Origin of the sequence: Bradyrhizobium sp. 956_D2_N1_4, assembly GCF_052076025.1 — a bacterium.
Taxonomy (GTDB): domain Bacteria; phylum Pseudomonadota; class Alphaproteobacteria; order Rhizobiales; family Xanthobacteraceae; genus Bradyrhizobium; species Bradyrhizobium barranii.
In genome coordinates this window covers 5,435,533-5,454,540 of the sequence record NZ_CP197237.1, presented here as the reverse complement: position 1 = coordinate 5,454,540, position 19,008 = coordinate 5,435,533, and the positions used below count along the sequence as shown (strand labels likewise).

General features: G+C 62.1%; 16 protein-coding genes. 10 read left to right on the top strand and 6 right to left on the bottom strand.

Annotated features, from left to right (window positions below; translation table 11 throughout):
• Positions 1 to 74: 74 nt before the first annotated feature.
• From AB7535_RS25850 to AB7535_RS25815, 8 genes are all read left to right on the top strand, one after another.
• Complete coding sequence (locus AB7535_RS25850) at positions 75 to 1,832, top strand: type I secretion system permease/ATPase (RefSeq protein ID WP_063981733.1); 1,758 nt, start codon at positions 75 to 77, stop codon at positions 1,830 to 1,832.
• Positions 1,829 to 4,393 carry a calcium-binding protein gene (locus tag AB7535_RS25845; protein WP_439037121.1) on the top strand — a complete coding sequence of 855 codons (2,565 nt, stop codon included), beginning with the start codon at positions 1,829 to 1,831 and terminating at the stop codon, positions 4,391 to 4,393. The genes AB7535_RS25850 and AB7535_RS25845 overlap by 4 nt, the downstream gene beginning before the upstream one ends.
• A gap of 9 nt (positions 4,394 to 4,402) precedes the next feature.
• Positions 4,403 to 5,758, top strand: a complete 1,356-nt coding sequence (locus AB7535_RS25840) for an HlyD family type I secretion periplasmic adaptor subunit (RefSeq protein ID WP_063981735.1) — start codon at positions 4,403 to 4,405, stop codon at positions 5,756 to 5,758.
• Between the two features lie 316 nt (positions 5,759 to 6,074).
• On the top strand, positions 6,075 to 6,737 hold the full coding sequence (locus AB7535_RS25835; RefSeq protein WP_063981736.1) for a LuxR C-terminal-related transcriptional regulator: 663 nt from the start codon (positions 6,075 to 6,077) through the stop codon (positions 6,735 to 6,737).
• Between the two features lie 3,477 nt (positions 6,738 to 10,214).
• Entirely contained in the window at positions 10,215 to 10,604 is a 390-nt protein-coding gene (locus tag AB7535_RS25830) for a nuclear transport factor 2 family protein (protein ID WP_354096392.1), read from the top strand.
• Between the two features lie 34 nt (positions 10,605 to 10,638).
• Positions 10,639 to 11,076 carry a protein-S-isoprenylcysteine O-methyltransferase gene (locus AB7535_RS25825; RefSeq protein ID WP_231142929.1) on the top strand — a complete coding sequence of 146 codons (438 nt, stop codon included), beginning with the start codon at positions 10,639 to 10,641 and terminating at the stop codon, positions 11,074 to 11,076.
• A gap of 142 nt (positions 11,077 to 11,218) precedes the next feature.
• Entirely contained in the window at positions 11,219 to 11,410 is a 192-nt protein-coding gene (locus AB7535_RS25820) for a hypothetical protein (protein ID WP_231142927.1), read from the top strand.
• Positions 11,411 to 11,586: 176 nt separating this feature from the next.
• Positions 11,587 to 12,207, top strand: a complete 621-nt coding sequence (locus AB7535_RS25815) for a hypothetical protein (protein WP_425364315.1) — start codon at positions 11,587 to 11,589, stop codon at positions 12,205 to 12,207.
• 1,774 nt (positions 12,208 to 13,981) lie between these two features.
• On the opposite strand, the gene AB7535_RS25810 is transcribed toward AB7535_RS25815, so the two are convergent.
• On the bottom strand, positions 13,982 to 14,215 hold the full coding sequence (locus AB7535_RS25810; RefSeq protein WP_212110654.1) for a hypothetical protein: 234 nt from the start codon (positions 14,213 to 14,215) through the stop codon (positions 13,982 to 13,984).
• Positions 14,216 to 14,332: 117 nt separating this feature from the next.
• Here AB7535_RS25810 and AB7535_RS25805 point away from each other — a divergent pair, with 117 nt between their 5' ends.
• Positions 14,333 to 14,632 (top strand): LuxR C-terminal-related transcriptional regulator, encoded by a 300-nt coding sequence (locus AB7535_RS25805; RefSeq protein WP_354096390.1) that lies wholly within the window; start codon positions 14,333 to 14,335, stop codon positions 14,630 to 14,632.
• A gap of 212 nt (positions 14,633 to 14,844) precedes the next feature.
• Here the strand turns inward: AB7535_RS25805 and AB7535_RS25800 are convergent, their stop codons facing one another.
• The 3 genes from AB7535_RS25800 to AB7535_RS25790 form a co-directional block, all read right to left on the bottom strand.
• Positions 14,845 to 15,036: a hypothetical protein gene (locus tag AB7535_RS25800; protein WP_038945956.1), complete on the bottom strand. Its 192-nt coding sequence runs from the start codon at positions 15,034 to 15,036 to the stop codon at positions 14,845 to 14,847.
• Positions 15,037 to 15,293: 257 nt separating this feature from the next.
• A complete protein-coding gene (locus AB7535_RS25795; protein ID WP_439037120.1) occupies positions 15,294 to 15,962 on the bottom strand; it encodes a response regulator transcription factor in 669 nt (222 codons plus the stop codon).
• A 419-nt stretch (positions 15,963 to 16,381) separates the two neighbouring features.
• Complete coding sequence (locus AB7535_RS25790; RefSeq protein ID WP_166101111.1) at positions 16,382 to 16,576, bottom strand: hypothetical protein; 195 nt, start codon at positions 16,574 to 16,576, stop codon at positions 16,382 to 16,384.
• Between the two features lie 273 nt (positions 16,577 to 16,849).
• On the opposite strand from AB7535_RS25790, the gene AB7535_RS25785 reads away from it, so the two are divergent.
• Positions 16,850 to 17,464: a carbonic anhydrase gene (locus tag AB7535_RS25785; RefSeq protein ID WP_439037119.1), complete on the top strand. Its 615-nt coding sequence runs from the start codon at positions 16,850 to 16,852 to the stop codon at positions 17,462 to 17,464.
• Between the two features lie 115 nt (positions 17,465 to 17,579).
• Here AB7535_RS25785 and AB7535_RS25780 read toward each other — a convergent pair whose 3' ends face one another.
• Both AB7535_RS25780 and AB7535_RS25775 read right to left on the bottom strand, forming a co-directional pair.
• On the bottom strand, positions 17,580 to 17,798 hold the full coding sequence (locus AB7535_RS25780) for a hypothetical protein (RefSeq protein ID WP_439037118.1): 219 nt from the start codon (positions 17,796 to 17,798) through the stop codon (positions 17,580 to 17,582).
• Between the two features lie 257 nt (positions 17,799 to 18,055).
• Positions 18,056 to 18,460 carry a baeRF12 domain-containing protein gene (locus AB7535_RS25775; protein WP_063981738.1) on the bottom strand — a complete coding sequence of 135 codons (405 nt, stop codon included), beginning with the start codon at positions 18,458 to 18,460 and terminating at the stop codon, positions 18,056 to 18,058.
• Between the last annotated feature and the right edge of the window lie 548 nt (positions 18,461 to 19,008).

Below are 19,008 nucleotides of genomic sequence, written 5' to 3'. Positions count from 1 at the left end.
CTATGCCGGAACGGGAGACCATCTTTCCGTTCCGGCCAGATTTCTGTTCCTCGCACCTGAGGGCATCCAAACAAATGGCTAAACCGAAAGAGCTCACACCCGCGAAGCGCCGGCGCCTGGCCGAGCTGACAAGGGGCTTCCGCAGCATCGTCCTGTTTCTGTTCGTGGTCTCCGGCATGATCAACGTGCTGGCGCTCACCGGCTCCGTCTACATGATGCAGATCTACGACCGCGCGCTGACCAGCGGCAGCATCCCCACCCTGGTGATGCTCTCGGTGCTCGCGATCGGGCTCTATCTATTCCAGGGTGCCTTCGACGTCGTCCGCTCCCAGGTGCTGGTGCGGGTTGGCGCCCGGATCGACCGCAAGATCGCGCCGCTGGCGCATCGCGTCGCCATCGACATGCCGCGTTTCGGCTTCTCCACCTCCGAAGCGCTGGAGCGCGGGCGGGACGTCGACACCGTCCGTGGCTTCCTCGGCAGCCAGGGCCCCTCGGCGTTGTTCGACCTGCCCTGGATGCCGATCTATCTGGCCTTCATCTACTTCCTTCATCCGATGCTCGGCGCGTTGACCTTCGCGGGCGCGCTCGTCCTCGTCGTGCTCACCGTGGTCAGCGAAGTCATGACCCGCCGTCTCATCGTGTCCACGCGCAAGGCGGCGACGGAACGCAACGGCATCGCCGACTGCAACGCGCGCAACGCCGAGGTGCTCAAGGCGATGGGCTTCGCAGGCCGCGCCGTCGGCCGCTTCAACGAGGCCAATGCCGAGCATCTCGATCTGCAGACGAAGGCCAACGACATCACCGGCGGGTTCGCCGCGGTTTCGCGTGTGCTACGCATGGTGCTGCAGTCGGCCCTGTTGGGGCTCGGCGCCTACCTCACCATCAAGGGTGAGCTTTCGGCTGGCGCCATCATCGCGGTCTCGGTCGCCTCGGCGCGCGCGCTGGCCCCCGTCGATCTCGCGATCGGCAACTGGAAGGCCTTCATCGCCGCGCGGATGGCCTACCAACGGCTGCGCGAGACCGTCATCGCGCTCGCCTCCGCCGACGAGCCGATGCGGCTGCCCGATCCGACCGCCCGTCTCTCCGTCGAGAAGATCACCGTGGCGGTCCCCGGGACCGGACAGGTGGTGCTGAGCGAAGTCGCCTTCGAGCTCGAGGCCGGCCAGGCGCTCGGCATCATCGGCCCCAGCGCCGGCGGCAAGACCACGCTGGTGCGCGCGCTGACCGGCATCTGGCCGGCGCTGCGCGGCAGCGTGCGGCTCGACGGCGCCGACCTGACCCAGTGGCGCGAGGACGACCTCGGCAGGCACATCGGCTATCTCCCCCAGGAGGTCGCGCTGATGGACACCACCATGGAGGAGAACATCTGTCGCCTCGAGCGCCAGCCCGACTCCCGCAAGGTGATCGCGGCCGCCAAGGCGGCCGGCGTCCACGAGATGATCGTCAGGCTGCCGGAGGGCTATCGCACCAGGTTGGGGCCGCAGGGCTGCGCGCTTTCCGCAGGTCAACGCCAGCGCATCGCGCTGGCGCGCGCGCTTTACGGCAATCCCTTCATGGTGGTGATGGACGAGCCCAACTCCAATCTCGACGGCGAGGGTGAGGCGGCGCTCACCGCGGCGATCGAGGGCATCCGCGCTCGCGGCGGCGTCGCCATCGTGATCGCGCACCGCCCGAGCGCGCTGGTGGCGGTCGATCTCGTCGCCATCGTCCAGGCCGGCCGCATGGTCGCCTTCGGCAAGAAGCAGGACATCATGACTCCTGTCCTGCAGCCTTCCGCGCTAACCCCGGCCGGCACGATTCCCGTAGAAGCCCAAATGCGGAGGCCTGCATGATCAACGTCCAGGCCACCCGCAAGTCCACCGTCGAGACTGCCCCCGGCCGCGAGGACTACGAAGAGAAGCAGGATCGCAGCCGCCGCTTCGTGCCGCTGATCTTCTTGCTCATCGTCGGATCCTGCACAGCCTACCTCAAGAGCTTCCTGCCAATGAAGCTGGGGGCCAGCGAGGACCGTGAAAAGGTCCGCGGCTCGGGCGAGGAGGAGAACCTGAAGGAGGACGCGCTCGCGGCGGCCGAGGAGCCCGCGGAGGAGCAGCCTGAGCCGCCCCGGTCGTCGGGCTGGACCGAGGAGGGCAGGATCGTCGCGCACGCCGAGGAGGAGCGCGCCGTAGGCGGCGGTGCGACCGATTTCAGCGCCCAGGCGCGCACCGACAAGCCCGAGCTGAACAACAAGGGGTCCGGCGCGAGTCCGAAGGTCGCCAACGACAACCACCGGCCTCGCCAGGAGGACTCCGGCTCCGGTGGTGGCAGTGGCGGTGGCGGAGGAGGTGGCGGCGGAGGAGGTGGCGGCGGCGACAGACCGCGCGATCCGCCGGCGCCGGATCACCGCAACCGCGCGCCCCGCGTCTCCGGCGCGGTGCATCTTCCCGACGTGGTGGCCTGCCACGGTCTGGCGATATCGATGGCGGCGCTGCTGGCCGGCGCCACCGATCCGGACGGCGACAATCTGACCGTGGTCGGCATCTTCTCCTCCTCCGGCTCCCTGGCCCGCACCGAGGACGGCTGGGAATTCGACCGCGCGCCGAACATGCTCGGCGAGGTCAAGCTGACCTACGCGATCAGCGACGGCTCCCACATCGTCATGCAGACAGCCTACTTCAATGTGGTTGAGGCGCCGCCCATCGTCGGGACCGAGAGCGACGACATCCTGCTCGGCACACAGTGCGCCGAAACCATCGCGGGACTCGGCGGAGACGACAACATCGACGCCAGAGGCGGCAACGACCGGATCTCGGGTGGGGCCGGCGACGACCATATTTTGGCGGGCGCGGGCCACGACGTGGTCTATGCGGGCGACGGCAACGACACCGTGTTCGCGGGCACGGGCAACGACGTGGTGTTCGGCGGCACCGGCGACGACCGTCTGTGGGGCGACGAAGGCGACGACACCCTGCTGGGTGAGGAGGGAGACGACCACCTCGACGGCGGCGCGGGCCGCGACATTTTGCTGGCGGGAGCCGGCGACGACACCCTTGAGGGCGGTGACGGCCACGACCATCTCGACGGCGGCGAGGGCGCCGACCGGATGTCCGGCGGGAGCGGCAACGACATCATCGCCGACGGCGGCGGAAACGACGTCGCCACCGGCGGCGCGGGCAACGATATCGTAATGGCGGCCGCCGATGCCGCGGACGACGGCTTCGCCGGCGGCGCCGGCGTAGACACGCTGGACTATTCATCGGCCACGCGTTCGATCAGGGTGGATCTGGGCTCGGGTACCGCCTCCGGCACTGACATCGGCAACGACGCGATCGCGGAGTTCGAGATCGTCATCGGCGGCGCGGGCGACGATACCCTCACGGCCGCTGGATCGGCTTCGGCCTCGATCGACGGCGGCGGCGGAAACGACGTCGTGGCCGGGGGCGCCGGCGACGACACGCTGACCGGCGGGACTGGCAACGACACGATCTCGGACGGCGGCGGATCTGATACGGTCGCCGGCGAGGCCGGAAACGATCTGGTTCTCGCTGGGGCCGATGCCGCGGACGACAGCCTCGACGGCGGTGCCGGGACCGACACCCTCGACTATTCCTCGGCCATCAAGAAGATCGCCGTGAATCTCGCCTCGGGCCGAGCCTTCGGTGAGGATATCGGAGAGGACGCGATCGCAGAGTTCGAGATTGTCGTCGGCGGCGCGGGCGACGACGTCATGACGGGGAGTGCGGGAGCCGACACTCTCGCCGGCGGGGCCGGCAACGACATCATCGCCGACGGCGGCGGAGCCGACAAGGTGGACGGCGGCAGCGGCGACGACGTCGTGCTGGCGTCGGCCGACGGCACCGACGACGCCTATGATGGCAATTCGGGTCAGGACACCCTCGACTATTCGTCGACCACCGTCACCGTCACGATCGATCTGCGCAGCGGCACCGCCGTGGGACGTGAGATCGGCAAGGACCTGATCGATGGCTTCGAGGTGATCATCGCGGGCTCCGGTGACGACGTGATCATCGCCGGCAGCGGCGCGGTGGTCCTGACCGGCGGCGCCGGCGATGACTGCTTTCAGTTCCAGCGCGGTGATGACGGCGCTCAGCAGCAGGACGTGGTCAAGAAGATCACCGACTTCACAATCGGCGACAAGATCGTGGCCGCGACCTATCAGATTACGATCAAGGAAGGCTGCGACGCCGAGGAGCAAGTCGCTGACCTGTTTGAACAGATCTACCTCGACGAGAACCACGGCGGCCACAATCGCCAAGTGCGCTTCCGCTTCGAGGAACTCGCCGAGGGCAAGTACACCGCCATCGACGTCGATTACGGCAACGACGACGCAGACGGCATGACGATCGAAGTCGCCGGTCACCACCATCTGCAATTCTCGTCGATTCATTCCTGAGGTGAAGCCATGAAGCATGTCGCTGCATCTGAATTCGCCCGCTTGGAGCATCCGGCTATCGACGCGCCCCGCGAACGGCCGTTGCGGCTGTGGCCGCGCATCGTCGCCGGCCTCGTGCTGAGCGCGCTACTGGTCGCCGGTTGCGGCGGCTGGGCCGCCTGGGCGATGTTGGAGGGCGCGGTGGTCGCCGCCGGAACGGTCAAGGTCGACCAGAACCTCAAGGAGGTGCAGCACCGCGACGGCGGCATCGTCAAGACACTGTCGGTGCGCCAGGGCGACCAGGTTCGCGAAGGCCAGGTGCTGGCGACCCTCGATGACGTCCAGATCAAGGCCGAGCATCTGATCGTGCGCGCGCAGCTGGTCGAGGCGCTCGGGCGCCGCGCCCGCCTGGTGGCCGAACGCGACAACCTGACGTCCGTCGAGTTTCCCGGCGACATGCACGCGTTATTCCCTTCGACCGCCGGATCGGTGATCCACGGCGAGGCCCGTCTGTTCGCCGGCAACAAGACCGCGCGCGACAGCCAGAAGGAACAGCTCGAGCTCAGCATCGCCCAAACCGGCGAGGAGATCAGGGGCATGGCGGCCCGCCTCGCCGCCAAGGAGGAGGAAGGTAAGCTCGTCGGTGCCGAGCGCGAGAAGCTGCAGTCGCTCTTCGAGCGCAAGATCGTCGAGTACCAGCGCGTTTATACCTCCCAGCGCGACTACGCCCGCATCATGGGCGAGCAGGGCGAGATCCAGGCGAGCATCGCGCGCGCCAAGGTGAGGACCAGCGAGATCCGCGTGCAGATCATCGCCGTGGACCAGAACGCCTCGACCGAGGCCCAGAAGGACCTGCGCACAGTGGAGGCGCGCATCGCCGAGCTTCAGGAGCGCAAGCTCGCCGTCGAGGACCGGCTGTCGCGCACCGAGATACGTTCCCCGGCGTCCGGCTACATCAACGAACTGTTTGCCTACACGGTGGGCGGCGTCATCACCCCGGCGGCCAAGATCGCCACCGTGGTGCCGGAGAACGCCGACCTCAAGTTCGAGATTCGCATCTCGCCGGCCGACATCGACCAGGTGAGGGTTGGACAGCCGGCGCGCATCCGCCTCTCCGCCTTCAACCGCGCCACCACGCCGGAGCTGAAGGGCAAGGTCGCGATGGTGTCGCCGGCCTCGGCCCGGGATCCGTCCAACGGCCAGGAGCACTACATCGCCCACGTCCGCCTGCTTCCGGCCGAGGCGGACCTGATCCAGCACAAGGGACTGAAGCTCGTTCCCGGCATGCCGGCGGAGGTCTTCGTCTCGACCCAGGAGCGCACCGCGGCCTCCTATCTGGCCAAGCCCGTCATCGACCAGATGACACGCGCCTTTCGGGAGCGCTGAGGCATGACGAATTTCCCCGCCGACACACCGAGGAGGGCATCGACGCCGAGGTGGCCGCCGGGGTTCCTTACGTTAACCTTTCAGCGAAGGGGAGCGTCGGGAGCCGCGAACCGGCGACATTCGGCGGGGTTTCGGAGGCCTTCCGGCCCAGCACCGCAGCCCGGGCATCTTGCCACACCTCCGGAATATCCAAGGACGGATTCCACGAATTGGTATTTTCTTTCGGGCTCGGGGATTTTTCTTTCCTCGTGAATGCCTTGGAACCGTCGTTCTCCACCGGCGGAAGTTTTAATGATGGCTCTTTTGGGTGGGTTTGATGAGCGATATTACGATCGCGATTGTCGAGGACCAGCCTTTGATGATGACGGCCCTCACGACCTTTCTTTCGGCGTCGACCGATTTCAAGATCGTCGCCTTCGGCGTCACCGCCGCCGACATGATCCGGCTGGCCCGTTTCCATGTCCCCAGGCTGATGATTCTGAGCCCCTCCGTCCCCGACGAGACCTACGACGCCATCCGCACGATCCGCAACGTCCTGCCTGCGATCAAGATCGTCGCCTACACCTCCCAGCACGGCGTCGACCATGCCGTCCGGGCGCTCGACGCCGGCGCTCACGGCTACGTCCTCAAGCGCTCCTCGGCCGACGAGTTGATGGCCGCCGTCCGGGCCGTGCTGAAGGATGAGACCTATATTACCCAGGGCTTTGCGGTCCGGGTGATCGACGCGCTCCGCAACACCGACGTCCGCCACCGCGTCGCCGAGGCCATCAAGCTCAGTCAGCGCGAGGGGCAGATTGTCCGGCTGCTGCTGCGTGGCATGACGAACAAGGAAATCGCCGCGACGCTTCGCATCACCGAGAAGACGGTCAAGCACTACATGACCGAGCTGATGCAGAAGATGCAAGCCAGGAACAGGGTCGAGGTCATCATCGCCGCCCAGAGGATGTCCGAGTACCGACTCCAGTCGCTCGACGCCTGAAACAGGAAAAGGATTCGCGCTGCCCGCTCCGGCCGGTTTAGTCCTTCGCCCGAATCCTGTTCGTATCGCTCCCGGCAGCGGACACCTACCCTGCAGCGTCGGAACCGGAAATTCCGGGCCGAAGAAGGCGATATGCGCCGACAAGACCGAGCCCGATCGGAGATCCCGTTTTTCGTCTGGAAAACGGGATCTCTCTCTCGTATCGATCAAACTGCAGAAGTCTCGTTTGCTGGAGAAATAACGCGTTCGGTCCTGGTCGGGTTGCTTCTCCCAGGGGTGCAGGTTCGAGCCCTGCCACTCCTGCCAGCTATCTGAGGTTCAGAACTAAATCAGAAGCAGGGCGAAGCTCGGATCGCGCCCGATGCTCGTGCGGTGAGCCCTTGATCCGGATGATGCTCTGCGGAAGGCGATCGAGCCTCGTCAAGTCGAGTGTGGCGTGCCGACATCTTGACCTTTCCAGTCTCACAGTCCGCGACGAATGGTGTTGATGAGAGAAGTATCGCCATCCAGGAACGCACGATCGATCATCGCAGGTCTCGACCCCAAGTACGAGGCCGCCAATGCCTCAGCGACCCGTCCCAGAACGCACATTGGTGCCGTTGGCCTCGCTAGCCTCAACAGGTCGGCGGGTGCTTTCAGCTAGCCGTCTCGACAGGGAATGCCGAAGTTGTCGCAAGTAAGCGCGAAGGCCTCCTTCGCCTTCGCGTCCTCAAAGCAAAAGCGCGAGCCGACATCTGCGCGATCGATCCACCAATCCATCTTGCTGTCCTTTGCAATGCGGGAGGCTTCTCCGCGCAGGAGATCAAGCTGTCGTCCCGCGACTCGGACAATCAGGCAATTTTCCTTGGTCATAAATGCGGTCCTCGAAATGAAGTAACGGCTCAAATTCAGTCCGACGAAGATGAAAATCTTGTGGCGATTGGTGCGGGAACAAGCGGCCGACGGCTTTTGCTATGCTGCCGACGTGATGTCGTCAAAGTGGATGTGCCAGCAATCGTTGCGGTGCGGATCGCGCCGGCGGGTGAGGACGGGCATAGGCGCATTTAAGCGGGGCTGGCAAGGTGCGGCGACCCGGATTGGCCGCGCCCGCTACTGGTCGAGCGGCCCCTTCCAATCTGTAAAGTCGTATACGGCCCACCATCGATGCAGTGTCTGCCCGCACGCTTTGCAATCGAAGCGCCCGCTTGCCACGACCGGCCGCCTTATTTGGATAGCACTGTGAAGCGCCCCGCAAAACAAGCAACTAAAAAAGACGCGCATCGGTCATCGATCCCCGGTCGAAGTGCACCCCGTGCGTTGGGCCAACTGGGGCGCCATAGTAAAAAGGGCAGTTTGTATCTTGGCAATTCAGGCCAAATATTTGTGAGTTCGCGCCAACGAGGGTCCTTGGTCGCGATGCCGGCGCGGTGGGCCCAGGGTGCAGTGAGTGCACACAATTCACAAAGGACCCGGCTGGGCCGGGTCCCCATTGCACGCCACTCGCGTCGGTGACTTGTGAGTTCAGAGGCCAAAGGACCAACCGATTGCGAGACGCTGGCTCACTGGCGAATCAGGACTGCAATTTGTCGACACAATTGAGGCCAACGACGGTCGTCCCCGAGCATCTCAAGCTCGGCACTACGCGGCAGTCACGGCCATGGCAGCGATCCTCACGGCTTATCCCTTCGGCGGCTGCAATTCTCCGGCAAACCACCTCGCGACCTCGGGCGACGTGATCGGATCGGCTTCCTCGCAATGCAAGCATGTCGGCCGGAGTGGGCCCTTGCCATCCGGTCGCGCTATCAGGACCAGCGGCTTGCCGCAACGCGCACAATTTAAGGTTTTAGACATCCCGCCCATCGCCTCATTATGGCGCGTGGAACCGGAGAGTCCAGATATTGATGGCGAGCTCCGCGACTGACATGCACACAAATTCGCGAACGCCTCATCAGGCTACCGCATCGTCCAGCCAGAGTTCGAGCAGCGCGCGATCTGCGTCGCATCCCCTCGGCCGCCGAGAGCACCCGCGCGCGCGCAGGCGCGGCTCTCTCGGCGGAAGCTTCTTTCTTCTTTGGGCTTGGCGACTGCAATAGCCGCGTTCCCGACCATGCTGATGGTCCCTGACGCGGAGGCGCAGACCGCTGGCATGGAAAGGCGTCAAGATCGACGTGAGGGGCGACGCGAGCGCCGCGAGGATCGCCGTGAAGCGCGCCAAGTGCGGCGCGGAGTTACGACGGAGCCAGGAGTTACGACGGGGACCGCTAAGTAGCTCGGCTGGAGCGTAGTGGGTCGATAGGTCCTCACCTCCGCTCATCGTCCCGGTGCAGCGCTTGCAGTAGCTCCAGCCTATGCGGCCCTGCCACGAAACCGAATGTGAAGTCCGCTTTCGGGAGGCGGAGCAGACGAATTGTGCTCCAAGCGAGTTCTTCGGATTTTGACCCGGAGCGGTCATCGCCGTGTCAGAATTCGCCGTATCACACAACACCGATGCCGTCCCAAGACGGTAAGGCCTCGGTCCCATTCCGGGGGCGCATTTGAAGTTGGTGCCTATTGATCCAGATCAACGGCGAGACGCAAGGCGGCATGTCACGTTGCGTTTGATCATCGCCCGACAGGGAGAGAACAACATGGCAAGAAATGCCAAGCTTCTTGGATTGATCGTGACTGCTGCGCTCTTCACGGCAGCTCCGTTGTCGCTCCATTACTCACCTGCGAAAGTGCTATCCGTATCCCTTGAACGTGCTGAAGCGCGAGTTGGGCGACCACTGACACCGATGAGCGTAGCAGGCGTTAATCGCAGGGTGCATCGGCGAGCTTACTATGGCGCAGCGGCGGGAGCGGCGGCTTACGGAGCGTATGGCTACCGCAGGGCTTGTGGATACGCTCCCTATCCGCCCTGCTATTGAACCTCTCGGCATGTCCGCTTCTGAGCCGCTGCCGGGGGACAAGCGGACATCAAGCACTCCGACCAACTAGATCAGCCCATTGCCGCGCTGCTTGATCGCCCACAGCCGGTAGGCTTCGTCCTCGTAGGGATCGTCCGCCGTCGGCGACGGGATCAGCTTCGCGCCTTCCCGGCGGAAGTGATCGAGACCACGCCCGAGCGCCTTGCGAAGATCTCGGCGCGCGCGCCAAGCTTACAGCCCATCGTGTGCCTCATCGCCGCTCCGCCGTCGCCGCTCTTTGCGCCTCCACGTTCGGATTGAACGGAGCTGCGCGAGGTCGTCCGGGTCCTGTGAGACGTGTAGAAACGCGGGGACCGCGCGACGCCGGGAGGTCTGGATATTTGCTGCGAGAAAATCCGTGGTTGCAGTTGCAGGCGAAGGCGAACGTCCGCCATGGCCTGACAGCGACGAATTTTCGCTCCGTATGAAAATGACGATGGGTCCAAGAGGAGACATTTCGAGGCGACCGATTGGTTGCTATATTCGGGCTTTGTACGTCACCGTGACCACGATTAGTCCCGTAGGAGTGCTAACCCTTTTAGGGGAGACAACAATGGTCGATTTGAATTCGGTGATTATCCGCAAGGCCTACGAAGATTTTGCGGTAGGAAACATCCCCTCGGTTTTCGCGGTTTTCGACGCCGCCATCACATGGCACGTTCCCGGTCATAGTCCCCTATCAGGCCACTATACCGGTCACGATCAGGTCGGAGGCTTCTTTCAACGCACGATGGAGCTTTCGGGAGGCGCGTTCAGCATGGATGTGCATAATGTGCTGGCTGAAGACGATCTCGTTGTCGCCTTGGTTACCGTGAACGCAGAACGAAACGGGCTGTCCGCGTCGTTTCCGGAGATCCACGTCTGGCAGATGAAGAACGGAAAGGCGACCGACTTCCGCGAGTATCAAGGCGATGAGCAGCGGGAGGACCTATTCTGGTCTTGAGACGCCGTCATTTCCTCAAGCGATAGACGGCACAATGAGGGCGACGCCAAGATCGACGCTCGTCTACGTCGCGACAGGAATACCTCATTTCGCAGCTCGCAGCTTTCGTCCCTCGTTGGCTTGGCTGGGGCTTCTCTTTGCGATTGCGGCGTTGGGTATGTTTCATCTGACGCACCGTGCGCTCGGACGGAATTGGTCGGTAAGTCTCGACGTGCGGGAGAACCATGAACTCGTGACGGAGGGAATTTACCGGAGAGTTCGACACCCGATGTATTCGGCATTTTGGCTGTGGGCTGTCGCCCAGGCATTGCTGCTGCCCAATTGGGTTGCCGGCTTTGCGGGGCTGGCCGGTTTCGGGGTTTTGTACTTTGGCCGCGTCGCGAGGGAAGAGCGAATGATGTTGGAAACTTTCGGCGACAGCTACCGCGTCTACATGGAGCAGACTGGCAGGATTTTCCGATCAATACGCTGAAAAAAAGCGTGCCCCTTCTGCAACATTCGCCCAAAAAGAGATCGTGCGACTGCCCTCACGGGCGTCTATTTGTTGCGTGGGTAGAGCGTCCGGCTAGATTCAGAATCGGTAAGGGGTAAGGGGCAACTTCAGGGGAGACTTGATGCTGAAATTCGTAATTGCGGGTGCTGCGTCTTTTGCTTTGGTGGGAGCGGCAGTTGCCGCGGATCTGCCTCGTCCGCAGCCCGTCGTCCAGACCGCGCCGATTGGCAAATATCCCGTCGGCAAAACTCCAGTCGGCAAATATCCGATCGGCAAGGCTCCGGCGCCGGCTCCGTTAGTCACCAAGGGCTAATCCCGCAGAATCAAGCGCCTTCGGCCCGTTGGGGGCCGGAGGCGTTCACGTCCGATAACGCGGACTAGTTGTAGCTTGGGCTGTGTTGGGTCCAAGAGGGATCGAACGTGGCAAGAGTGATCTGGGAATACCGCGATCTGCGATTTATTGTCGGAATCGCAATCTTTGCGGCTTCCGTGGGAAGCGCGAGTGCACAGCAAGTCGCGGCGCGCGCTGATCTTCAGCAGCGACCAGACACTGCCCCTAAGACTTCGATCAGCTCCGCTACGAAAACGGCCGCGGCTGCGCCAAGCAGCCCGCCAGCCACGTCGGATGCAAAGCCGGCCCGGGGATCTTCAGTTAAAGGACCCTACTACGTTGATTTTCGTGCCCGCACTGCTGCATCCTACGGACACGCATTTGTCTGGTACGGCAAGACGAGCCAAAGGGCGGTCGAAGTTGCCGGCCTGCATCCAGCAGGTGACACGCTGCCGTACGTATTGGGACATCTCATGTTTGTGCCTTCTGAAACCGGCGCGAGCTACGGTGACCTCGATGAGCAATATTTGACAGCCAGCTATCGAGTCTACTTGAATGAGGCTGACGCCAAAAAGGTATTTGCTTACATCAAGCGTCTTCAGGCGAACTCGCCGGTGTGGAACGCGGGAACAACCAACTGCACCAATTTCATCGGTCGTATAGCGAGTTTTATGGGCTTGAAGGCTCCATTCCATTTGTTGAAGCCTGAAGAATACATAAACAAACTCAGAGCGCTAAACGGTGGACGTCAAACGGTGCAACTGGTTGCCGACCGGTAGACCCGGGATCTTCATCCAGGCTCTATGACTAGCCGGTCCTCGCAAACCGACGTGACCTCCAGTAGCGCAACGACGCGCTTCGGAGCCGTCCCATGGCACTGCGCAGGGTCGCACAAGGCGGAGCAGGGCAATCTCGCCTACATTCACGAGTTGATCGCTCGCTCGGATGGCAAGGCTGTGCAGGTCGTTGATCGGCAAGATGTTCCGATCCATGAACTTAGTGACGCCGAGCTGTGTCGCATTGCGGCGGGCGGCGGACCGGGCGAAGAGCACCAGATGCTTCTCATCCCGCCTACGAAGGTCAGGTCACACGATCCGGAATAGAGCGCTGCTTAAGACGATTAAGTAATCTGATCACTTGGGTCGCCTGCCAGGTGCCGCCTCGGGCTGTGAGGATTTCCGGTCATTCCGCTGGAGCGCAGGCCCGAACTCGCGGCCGCCATGATTCGGCGGAATGCAACCCGATGCCAGTCCCGTGCTGAAATCAAGAAACTGCTGCTAACCAATTCGCGCTAAACTACGCATGAGAGCCGGGAGATCTACGATGCGGGTGTCCCACCTTGCTGTTCTGGCGCTGATCGTGGGGGCTTCCGGCCCGACTTCTGTTGCGTTGCCAGCTTCGGAATGTTCCAGATCAATGGAATTGGCTGGCCGAGAACTCGACTGGCGACATCAGCGTCACCTCTGGGGACAGTTGCATCTTCCCGATCACGCTGCGCGGCGCAGCGAGTAGAAGCTCAACGTTGCGACTTACGAATACAGGACGAAGGCGAGATACAAAGGAAGTGACACCCTTGCCATCAAGGCAACGGGTAAGGGGCCGAAGGCTTCTGGCACGTCGGTCATCACAGTGCACGCGACGATCAAGTAGAATGGCGGGCCAAAGTCGAGGGGGCCATCCGAGCTTGCGTGATGGCGCATCAACGAGCCGGACGGGATGAGCGGTTCGCGTCGCGTAGAGAAGTTGAGCGACGGCTCGCCTGACCTTTACTTGCGAAATGAAAGAGGCCGCCAACTGAGGCGGCCTTACTAAGTGCGCTCTGGGTGAAAATGTGATGGGTTCACCGCGAGCCGGTAGGCGATCTCTCGTGAGCCGTCGAACACCTCTAGGACGCGTTCGCAGATCAAGCACTTGTAGTGCCCGGGCTGCCCCTACTGGGTTTCGAGTTCGATCCGCCGATAACCGGCAAAACAGTCGGGGCAGGTCACGTCGCCTTTCTTCATATGACACTTATGAGACAGGCTGGCGTAGGCGTCTATAGGTACAAGGTGCAACGAGGCGCCCCTGGGCGCATGCGCTGGCCGAGCGTCTCTCGTCCGAGACCGGCTTGCCGGTCAGGGTGGCTCACGGCTACGACCGAGCCGGGGCTGTACCAGAAGACAATTGCCTATTGCGAGCGTCATCTGCGTTACTAGCAATGCGCGGATGGGCTGCGCCCCCCCGCGCCTCGATGACGGTCCCGGCCCCCAAATCTCAGCCCACAAGTCCGGGACCGTCGTTTTGGATACTGGAATTGATCAAGTGGATTGGTAATCGCGTCTTCGGTTTTCTGCTCGCCATCTTGGCATGCTGGCGCGCGGCACTGGCCTGTCCGCGCTGCGCACGCGAAGCCTCCCCAGAAAATGCTAAGCGTGGACGATCTCTAGGATGTTCTCACTTGACCTGTGAACAGTGCGGAAAGACCAGTGACATCGCAGGATGGCGGCTGCAGGGACTTTCCGCCGGAGCTTCGGAGCCGCTCATCCGATGAGTTCTGCGGCGCAGCTTGCGAGGTCAGAGCGGCAATCGACCCTGATCCTCGGACCAGTCGATGATGTCGAAGAACATTCCCCGATTGAGCATTTCGGCTTCAAGATTGCCCGCGTGCTGCTTCCAGTCCGCTGTCTCTCGAACCCGGAAGCGAGGGGCCGCCCCGGCGGCCTTCTGCGCATCGTCAGACGCCAAGGCTCCGCGAACGCTCTCGTACATCATGGTGAGGCTGTCGTTTGTGAACGCGCGATAATCCATGCTTAGCCCAAAAAGGCCGTCGCCGGGTGAGGTCAGCGACGGCTCCCAATGTGTGAGTTCTAAGTGTTGATGCGCTGGTCGAGGTGATGATGGCGCGGAGCGGTTAACGGGCCGTGCATGCTCCCACGGCGTATTGCCTCCATGAACAGTCGCGGGAGAATGACTATAGTGAGGCCAACACGCGATGACCTGGCGATGTCCGAGATCCTTCTGACACCCCGCGAGAAACAATTATTGAGGCGTCTCGCTGCCGGGAAGACGGATAGAGAAATTGCTGCAAAGCTCGGCGGAACTGCCAAGCAGATCGCGGAGCAACGAGTTCGTCTCCTCGGCAAACTTCGGATAGCGTCCGAGGCTGAGATTACGTCGGCGGCCCATCGTCTGGCGGAGTGGCGGACCTATCGAGGCATTACCTAATTGCTGAGGATCATGACGGGGCGGGCGGCCACGATGAAAGCGCCCGCCGCAATAGCTACCACCCGCACGATCAACTCGCTGCTCTCCTGCGGCGGTTCAACGCATTCAGCTATTGAGCGGCTCTAGTAACCGCGAGCCCCCGCCAGCGCCGACCAAGTAAGAATGAGTCATCAAGGCCGCTGGCAGAAAAGACTATGTGGAGCGCAGACACCCTAGACGATTTCGACGCCCGGCTCACTACCGGGGCCTACCCAATCTAAATTATCCTTCCTGGTTCGAATGCCACGTACTATGGCACCTTCGACGATGAGCCAGACATTGGGTGACAGGCCTTCCCCGATGACGACTGTGGCGTCCTGATCAGGAAGCCTTTGCAGCGTCTCCACAAGCTCTCGCACCTTCATGGCCGTCATCCAGCACGCGGAACTGCTGCTAGTCTTTTTCGACTTTTGCGAGCTAGCAATTGGCCGTTGGTACAACCTCGCGACAGCCTACGGCTTCCTGCCCCCTTGCTTCCACCCCCGCCTCTCAATGAGGCTCTTCGGGGCCGGGGTGGGGGGTGCAATGAAGCAACGTCAGCCGCGAAAAGCCACCCCGCTCTGGGTGTGGTTCGCGCTCGCTCTCGTGGCTTGTGGCATCGCGGCTTATGCGACCGGCTACCTTAGTCTTCGGAAATGACGAGGGATCCAGTCGCCGTAAGGCAGGTGACAACGCCGTCAGTCCGGTGGATGCCCAACCGCTCGGCAAGCGCCACGAGTTCGGCCAATGACTGAACCTGCGTTTTCTCCATCACCCGTGAGCGATGCGCCTTGATAGTACGCTCTGTACAGCCCAGCACGTACGCTATCTGCTTGTTGACCTTGCCCCGAGCTACTAGTTCGAATACTTGCCGCTCTCGCGGCGTCAATGCAGCCAGACGAGCGCGATCCGCATCCAACTTGCCCTTTTTGGCACGCGCGACTTCGTAACGTGCGAACGCACCATCAATTGCGCGAAAGAGGTCGTCGGACAATGTCGGCTTGATCAGAAAGTCTTCCGCGCCTGCCTTGATGGCCTGCACCGTGGTCTGGATGTCGGGACGGCCGGTAAGAAATATAATCGGCAACGTCGAACCGAGTTCGTCCAATCGAGTTTGGAGTTCACGACCGCTCATTCCCGGTAGTCGTACATCGACAAGAATGCAGCCGGGCTTGCTTTCGTCCGGGAAGCGATCCAACAACTGCTCGGCAGACGCGTAGGTCGCCACTTCGTACCCGGCGAGTTTCAGGCGACGTTCGAGCGCTGTTCGGAAGGCACTGTCGTCATCGACAACATATACAAACCTCAGCACGAGACGCCTCTAAACCCCAAGGTCGTTGGTAGACCTACGTCAGCCGCGACTAGCTAGAAGAGCCAGTACAGCATCGATGTCGTCCAAGCCCGCCGCGATGAACCGGCGAGGTGATGCCGATCAACGTATCCTACTCGACTGGCAAGTAGGCCTGACCATTTCCGACAGGGGATGTGCGATTTTGGCACCGTGATTGTACGGGCTATGTCGGGTGGCGTGCATACATGTTTTGCCCCCGCACGACGGGAGATGAAAAAATTTCGATAGGACTACTCTTCAAGTCGCTGCTTTCGATGGGCAAACTGTCAAAATGAAAGCAGCGAGCACTATGCCACGCCCCCAGACTAATCCTCGTGACCGCCAACGAGGGGGGTGCAAGGGCGCTTGGTCCGCATACCCGGGGTCCTCACGCTGAGGTCCTAAGCGCCGCGCCAGACGTGCAACACGCCCTCGCGAAAGCCGCCGACGAACTGATCGGATACGTCCGGTGGCAGAATTTCGCTGAGATCATCGAACGAACCGCTCACCATGATGGCGAGTTCATGTGCGGAAGCATGCTCTGCCCATCGGCGACCCAACTCCAAACCGCGTTGCCGATCTGCCGCTGCATCCATCGTCTTGGACTATTCCCCCGTTCATCGGTTCGGACGAAGTTGATGGCCGCGCTCGGGCCCTTTACGTTCTCGCCAATCTTGGAAGCTTGGGGGCTGAGAAAGATCGGCGAGGCGCGCCCCAGACAAGCAGAACCTCAGTGTTTGGCTAGTGCACTTTGTGCCAATGCATTGCGGGCCTCGCGGCCATAAGTTACAGTCGTTGGAGGAGACAGCGCCGGGACATGGGCACGGTTCGCGGACCTTGGGCATCTTCGGTAGTCGTGCGGCACGCGGGTGCCGGGTAACTCACCATACCACCGAGCTAGGGTTTGGCCGGCCAACTCGATAGACTGGCGTCCCTCGCGAGGAACGAGCAGAGGTAGGCAGCCTCAGCTGGCGGCCTCAGTTGAGTTTCCTGCGAAGCTTTCGAGCGCTGGCGGGCCTAGCGCTCCCGGCGCTCTAATCAGCAATTGGATCGGCAGCCGGGAGCATTGGGGGCTGGAATGCAAGCCCATACCATGTTTGGCAATCCTCGAACTTCGCGCGCCGGTATTCTTACGGAATCACGGCAACAAGAGTTTCGCCGTGCTTGTCGACCACGTAAAGGTTCAGAGAGGAATACAGCAGGTGATCCCAGTCGATCCACGCGATTTGGGCTTGGTGCCGGGCAGTCGTGAGACGGGGAAGCAACGTCCGTTTGCTGCCATACTCGGCTGTTCGGATGCTCGCGCGCCCGTCGAACTGATTTTTAACGAAGGGCCGAACGATCTTTTTGTAATCCGAGTGGCGGGCAACGGTCTAGGCACAGAGGCGCTTGGAAGCCTTAAATATGGGGCGATCGTCCGATCACGCCGTATTGCGTCATATATCAATCCGGATAATTGTCGGAGCACCATGGGTTTGTCTTGAGAAGCCGGAGAACAATGCGGGGCACTAATTAACGCCGTGCGCACGTTTGCGGCCGGGCCTCTTCCAGCCCCGACATAGCCCCAGACTTCGGTCATCGATCACCCGCCATGCGCGCTCAATAGCCTGCTCCCCATCGATACTGCCACGCTATCCCGACGTTGCTGAACTGGCTGCCCGTTCGGGTGTAGATGCCCGTACCGGCGTTGAGCTTGATCGAATTCTGACGATCGATCGGCAGCGCGACAGTAAAGCCCGTACGCATGGTCTCTTGTTCGTTGTCGCCCTTCTTGCCGTCTACGGTGGTGCGGAGGCCTCTGAAATAGGTGCCATCCAATGAAATCCATGCGCCGGAGAGTGAAACCCCAGCGCAGGAGCTAGGCCAAGGAAACCGTAAACTCGGAATGCCGTCTGGGGGAGCGTAGGTAGCGGTCTCCCGCTAACAATTCCCCCGAGGGCGATCCGAGCCTGCCATGGCGGGCTCATAGCTCAATGCCAGCAGACGATCGCCCTTAACCGCGACCATCCGCAACGGCATGTAGGTTAGCCAACCGCTTAAGTCACGAAGGGCGAAGTTCGCTCGGCAGTGGCGCGTCAGGCGTCGGCGATCAGTGAGGCGATGTCCTCGAGCGGACGCCGGCTGAAGTCCTTCGCGAGCTCCCCTAAGATCTTGTCTCTCAGGTCGCGATTGAAGTGCTTGCGCATCTCTCCCAGGATTCTGGGATCGGAGACGACGACCAAGTGTTCGATGGTTCCGTCAAGGCTGAGCTTGTTCAGGAAAGCCGCCGTCGCTGCCGCGAAGTCGTCCTCGACGAGCCGCCTCCCGTCGGGGTTGGCTGAGCCGGAACGATGCCGCGCACCCAAGCCCGAGTGGGCGGACTGAGGCGGAGCCGCCGTGATCTCGACCAAGTGGACCCCAGGTTTCACGCCTGTATTGTGGAACAGGCGGATCGTCTCGCCGTCAGCGACAGCTACTGTCGCACCGGTAGGCAGAATCATCGAAAGACCTCCCGTTCACGATCCCGCACTGACACGGCGGGCTATGTACTTGTCAGCCGGCGTGTTGCTGCGTCTCTTAAGCTCCCGGCACGGAACTCCTCAGAGCAGGGCAGTACAACGATCGCCGTAAGGAAGCGGCGCGGCGCGCACGGCGATCTTGGCGGCCGAGAAGTCGGTGTGCTGGGGAACGCCTTCCCGGCCGGTCGACGATCACTCGAAGATTGAGTCCTTGGCGGTCGAAAGGAAAATCACCTCTCGCTATGGAGTCGATAGCCGACCGTTATCGGAATGACTGAAAGACGCTTGGCGCCGCGGCGGGACTACGGCGCTTCCCTCTGCGAGCACTCGCGCAAGCGGTCGCCGGAAGCCCCGCCTTTGCCGAAGCTTGTTCGAAGGCAGATGGAAGCTTCGGCCCGGATGCCTCGGTACTCGTCGCGACATTGGAAGCGCGCGCACCCTTCGCGATGTCGGGACGACCGGCGCAATGTTCCGCGGCGTTTGCCCGGCGTCGTCTCGACGCGGGTCGGCTACGTCAAGAACTTCGCCCA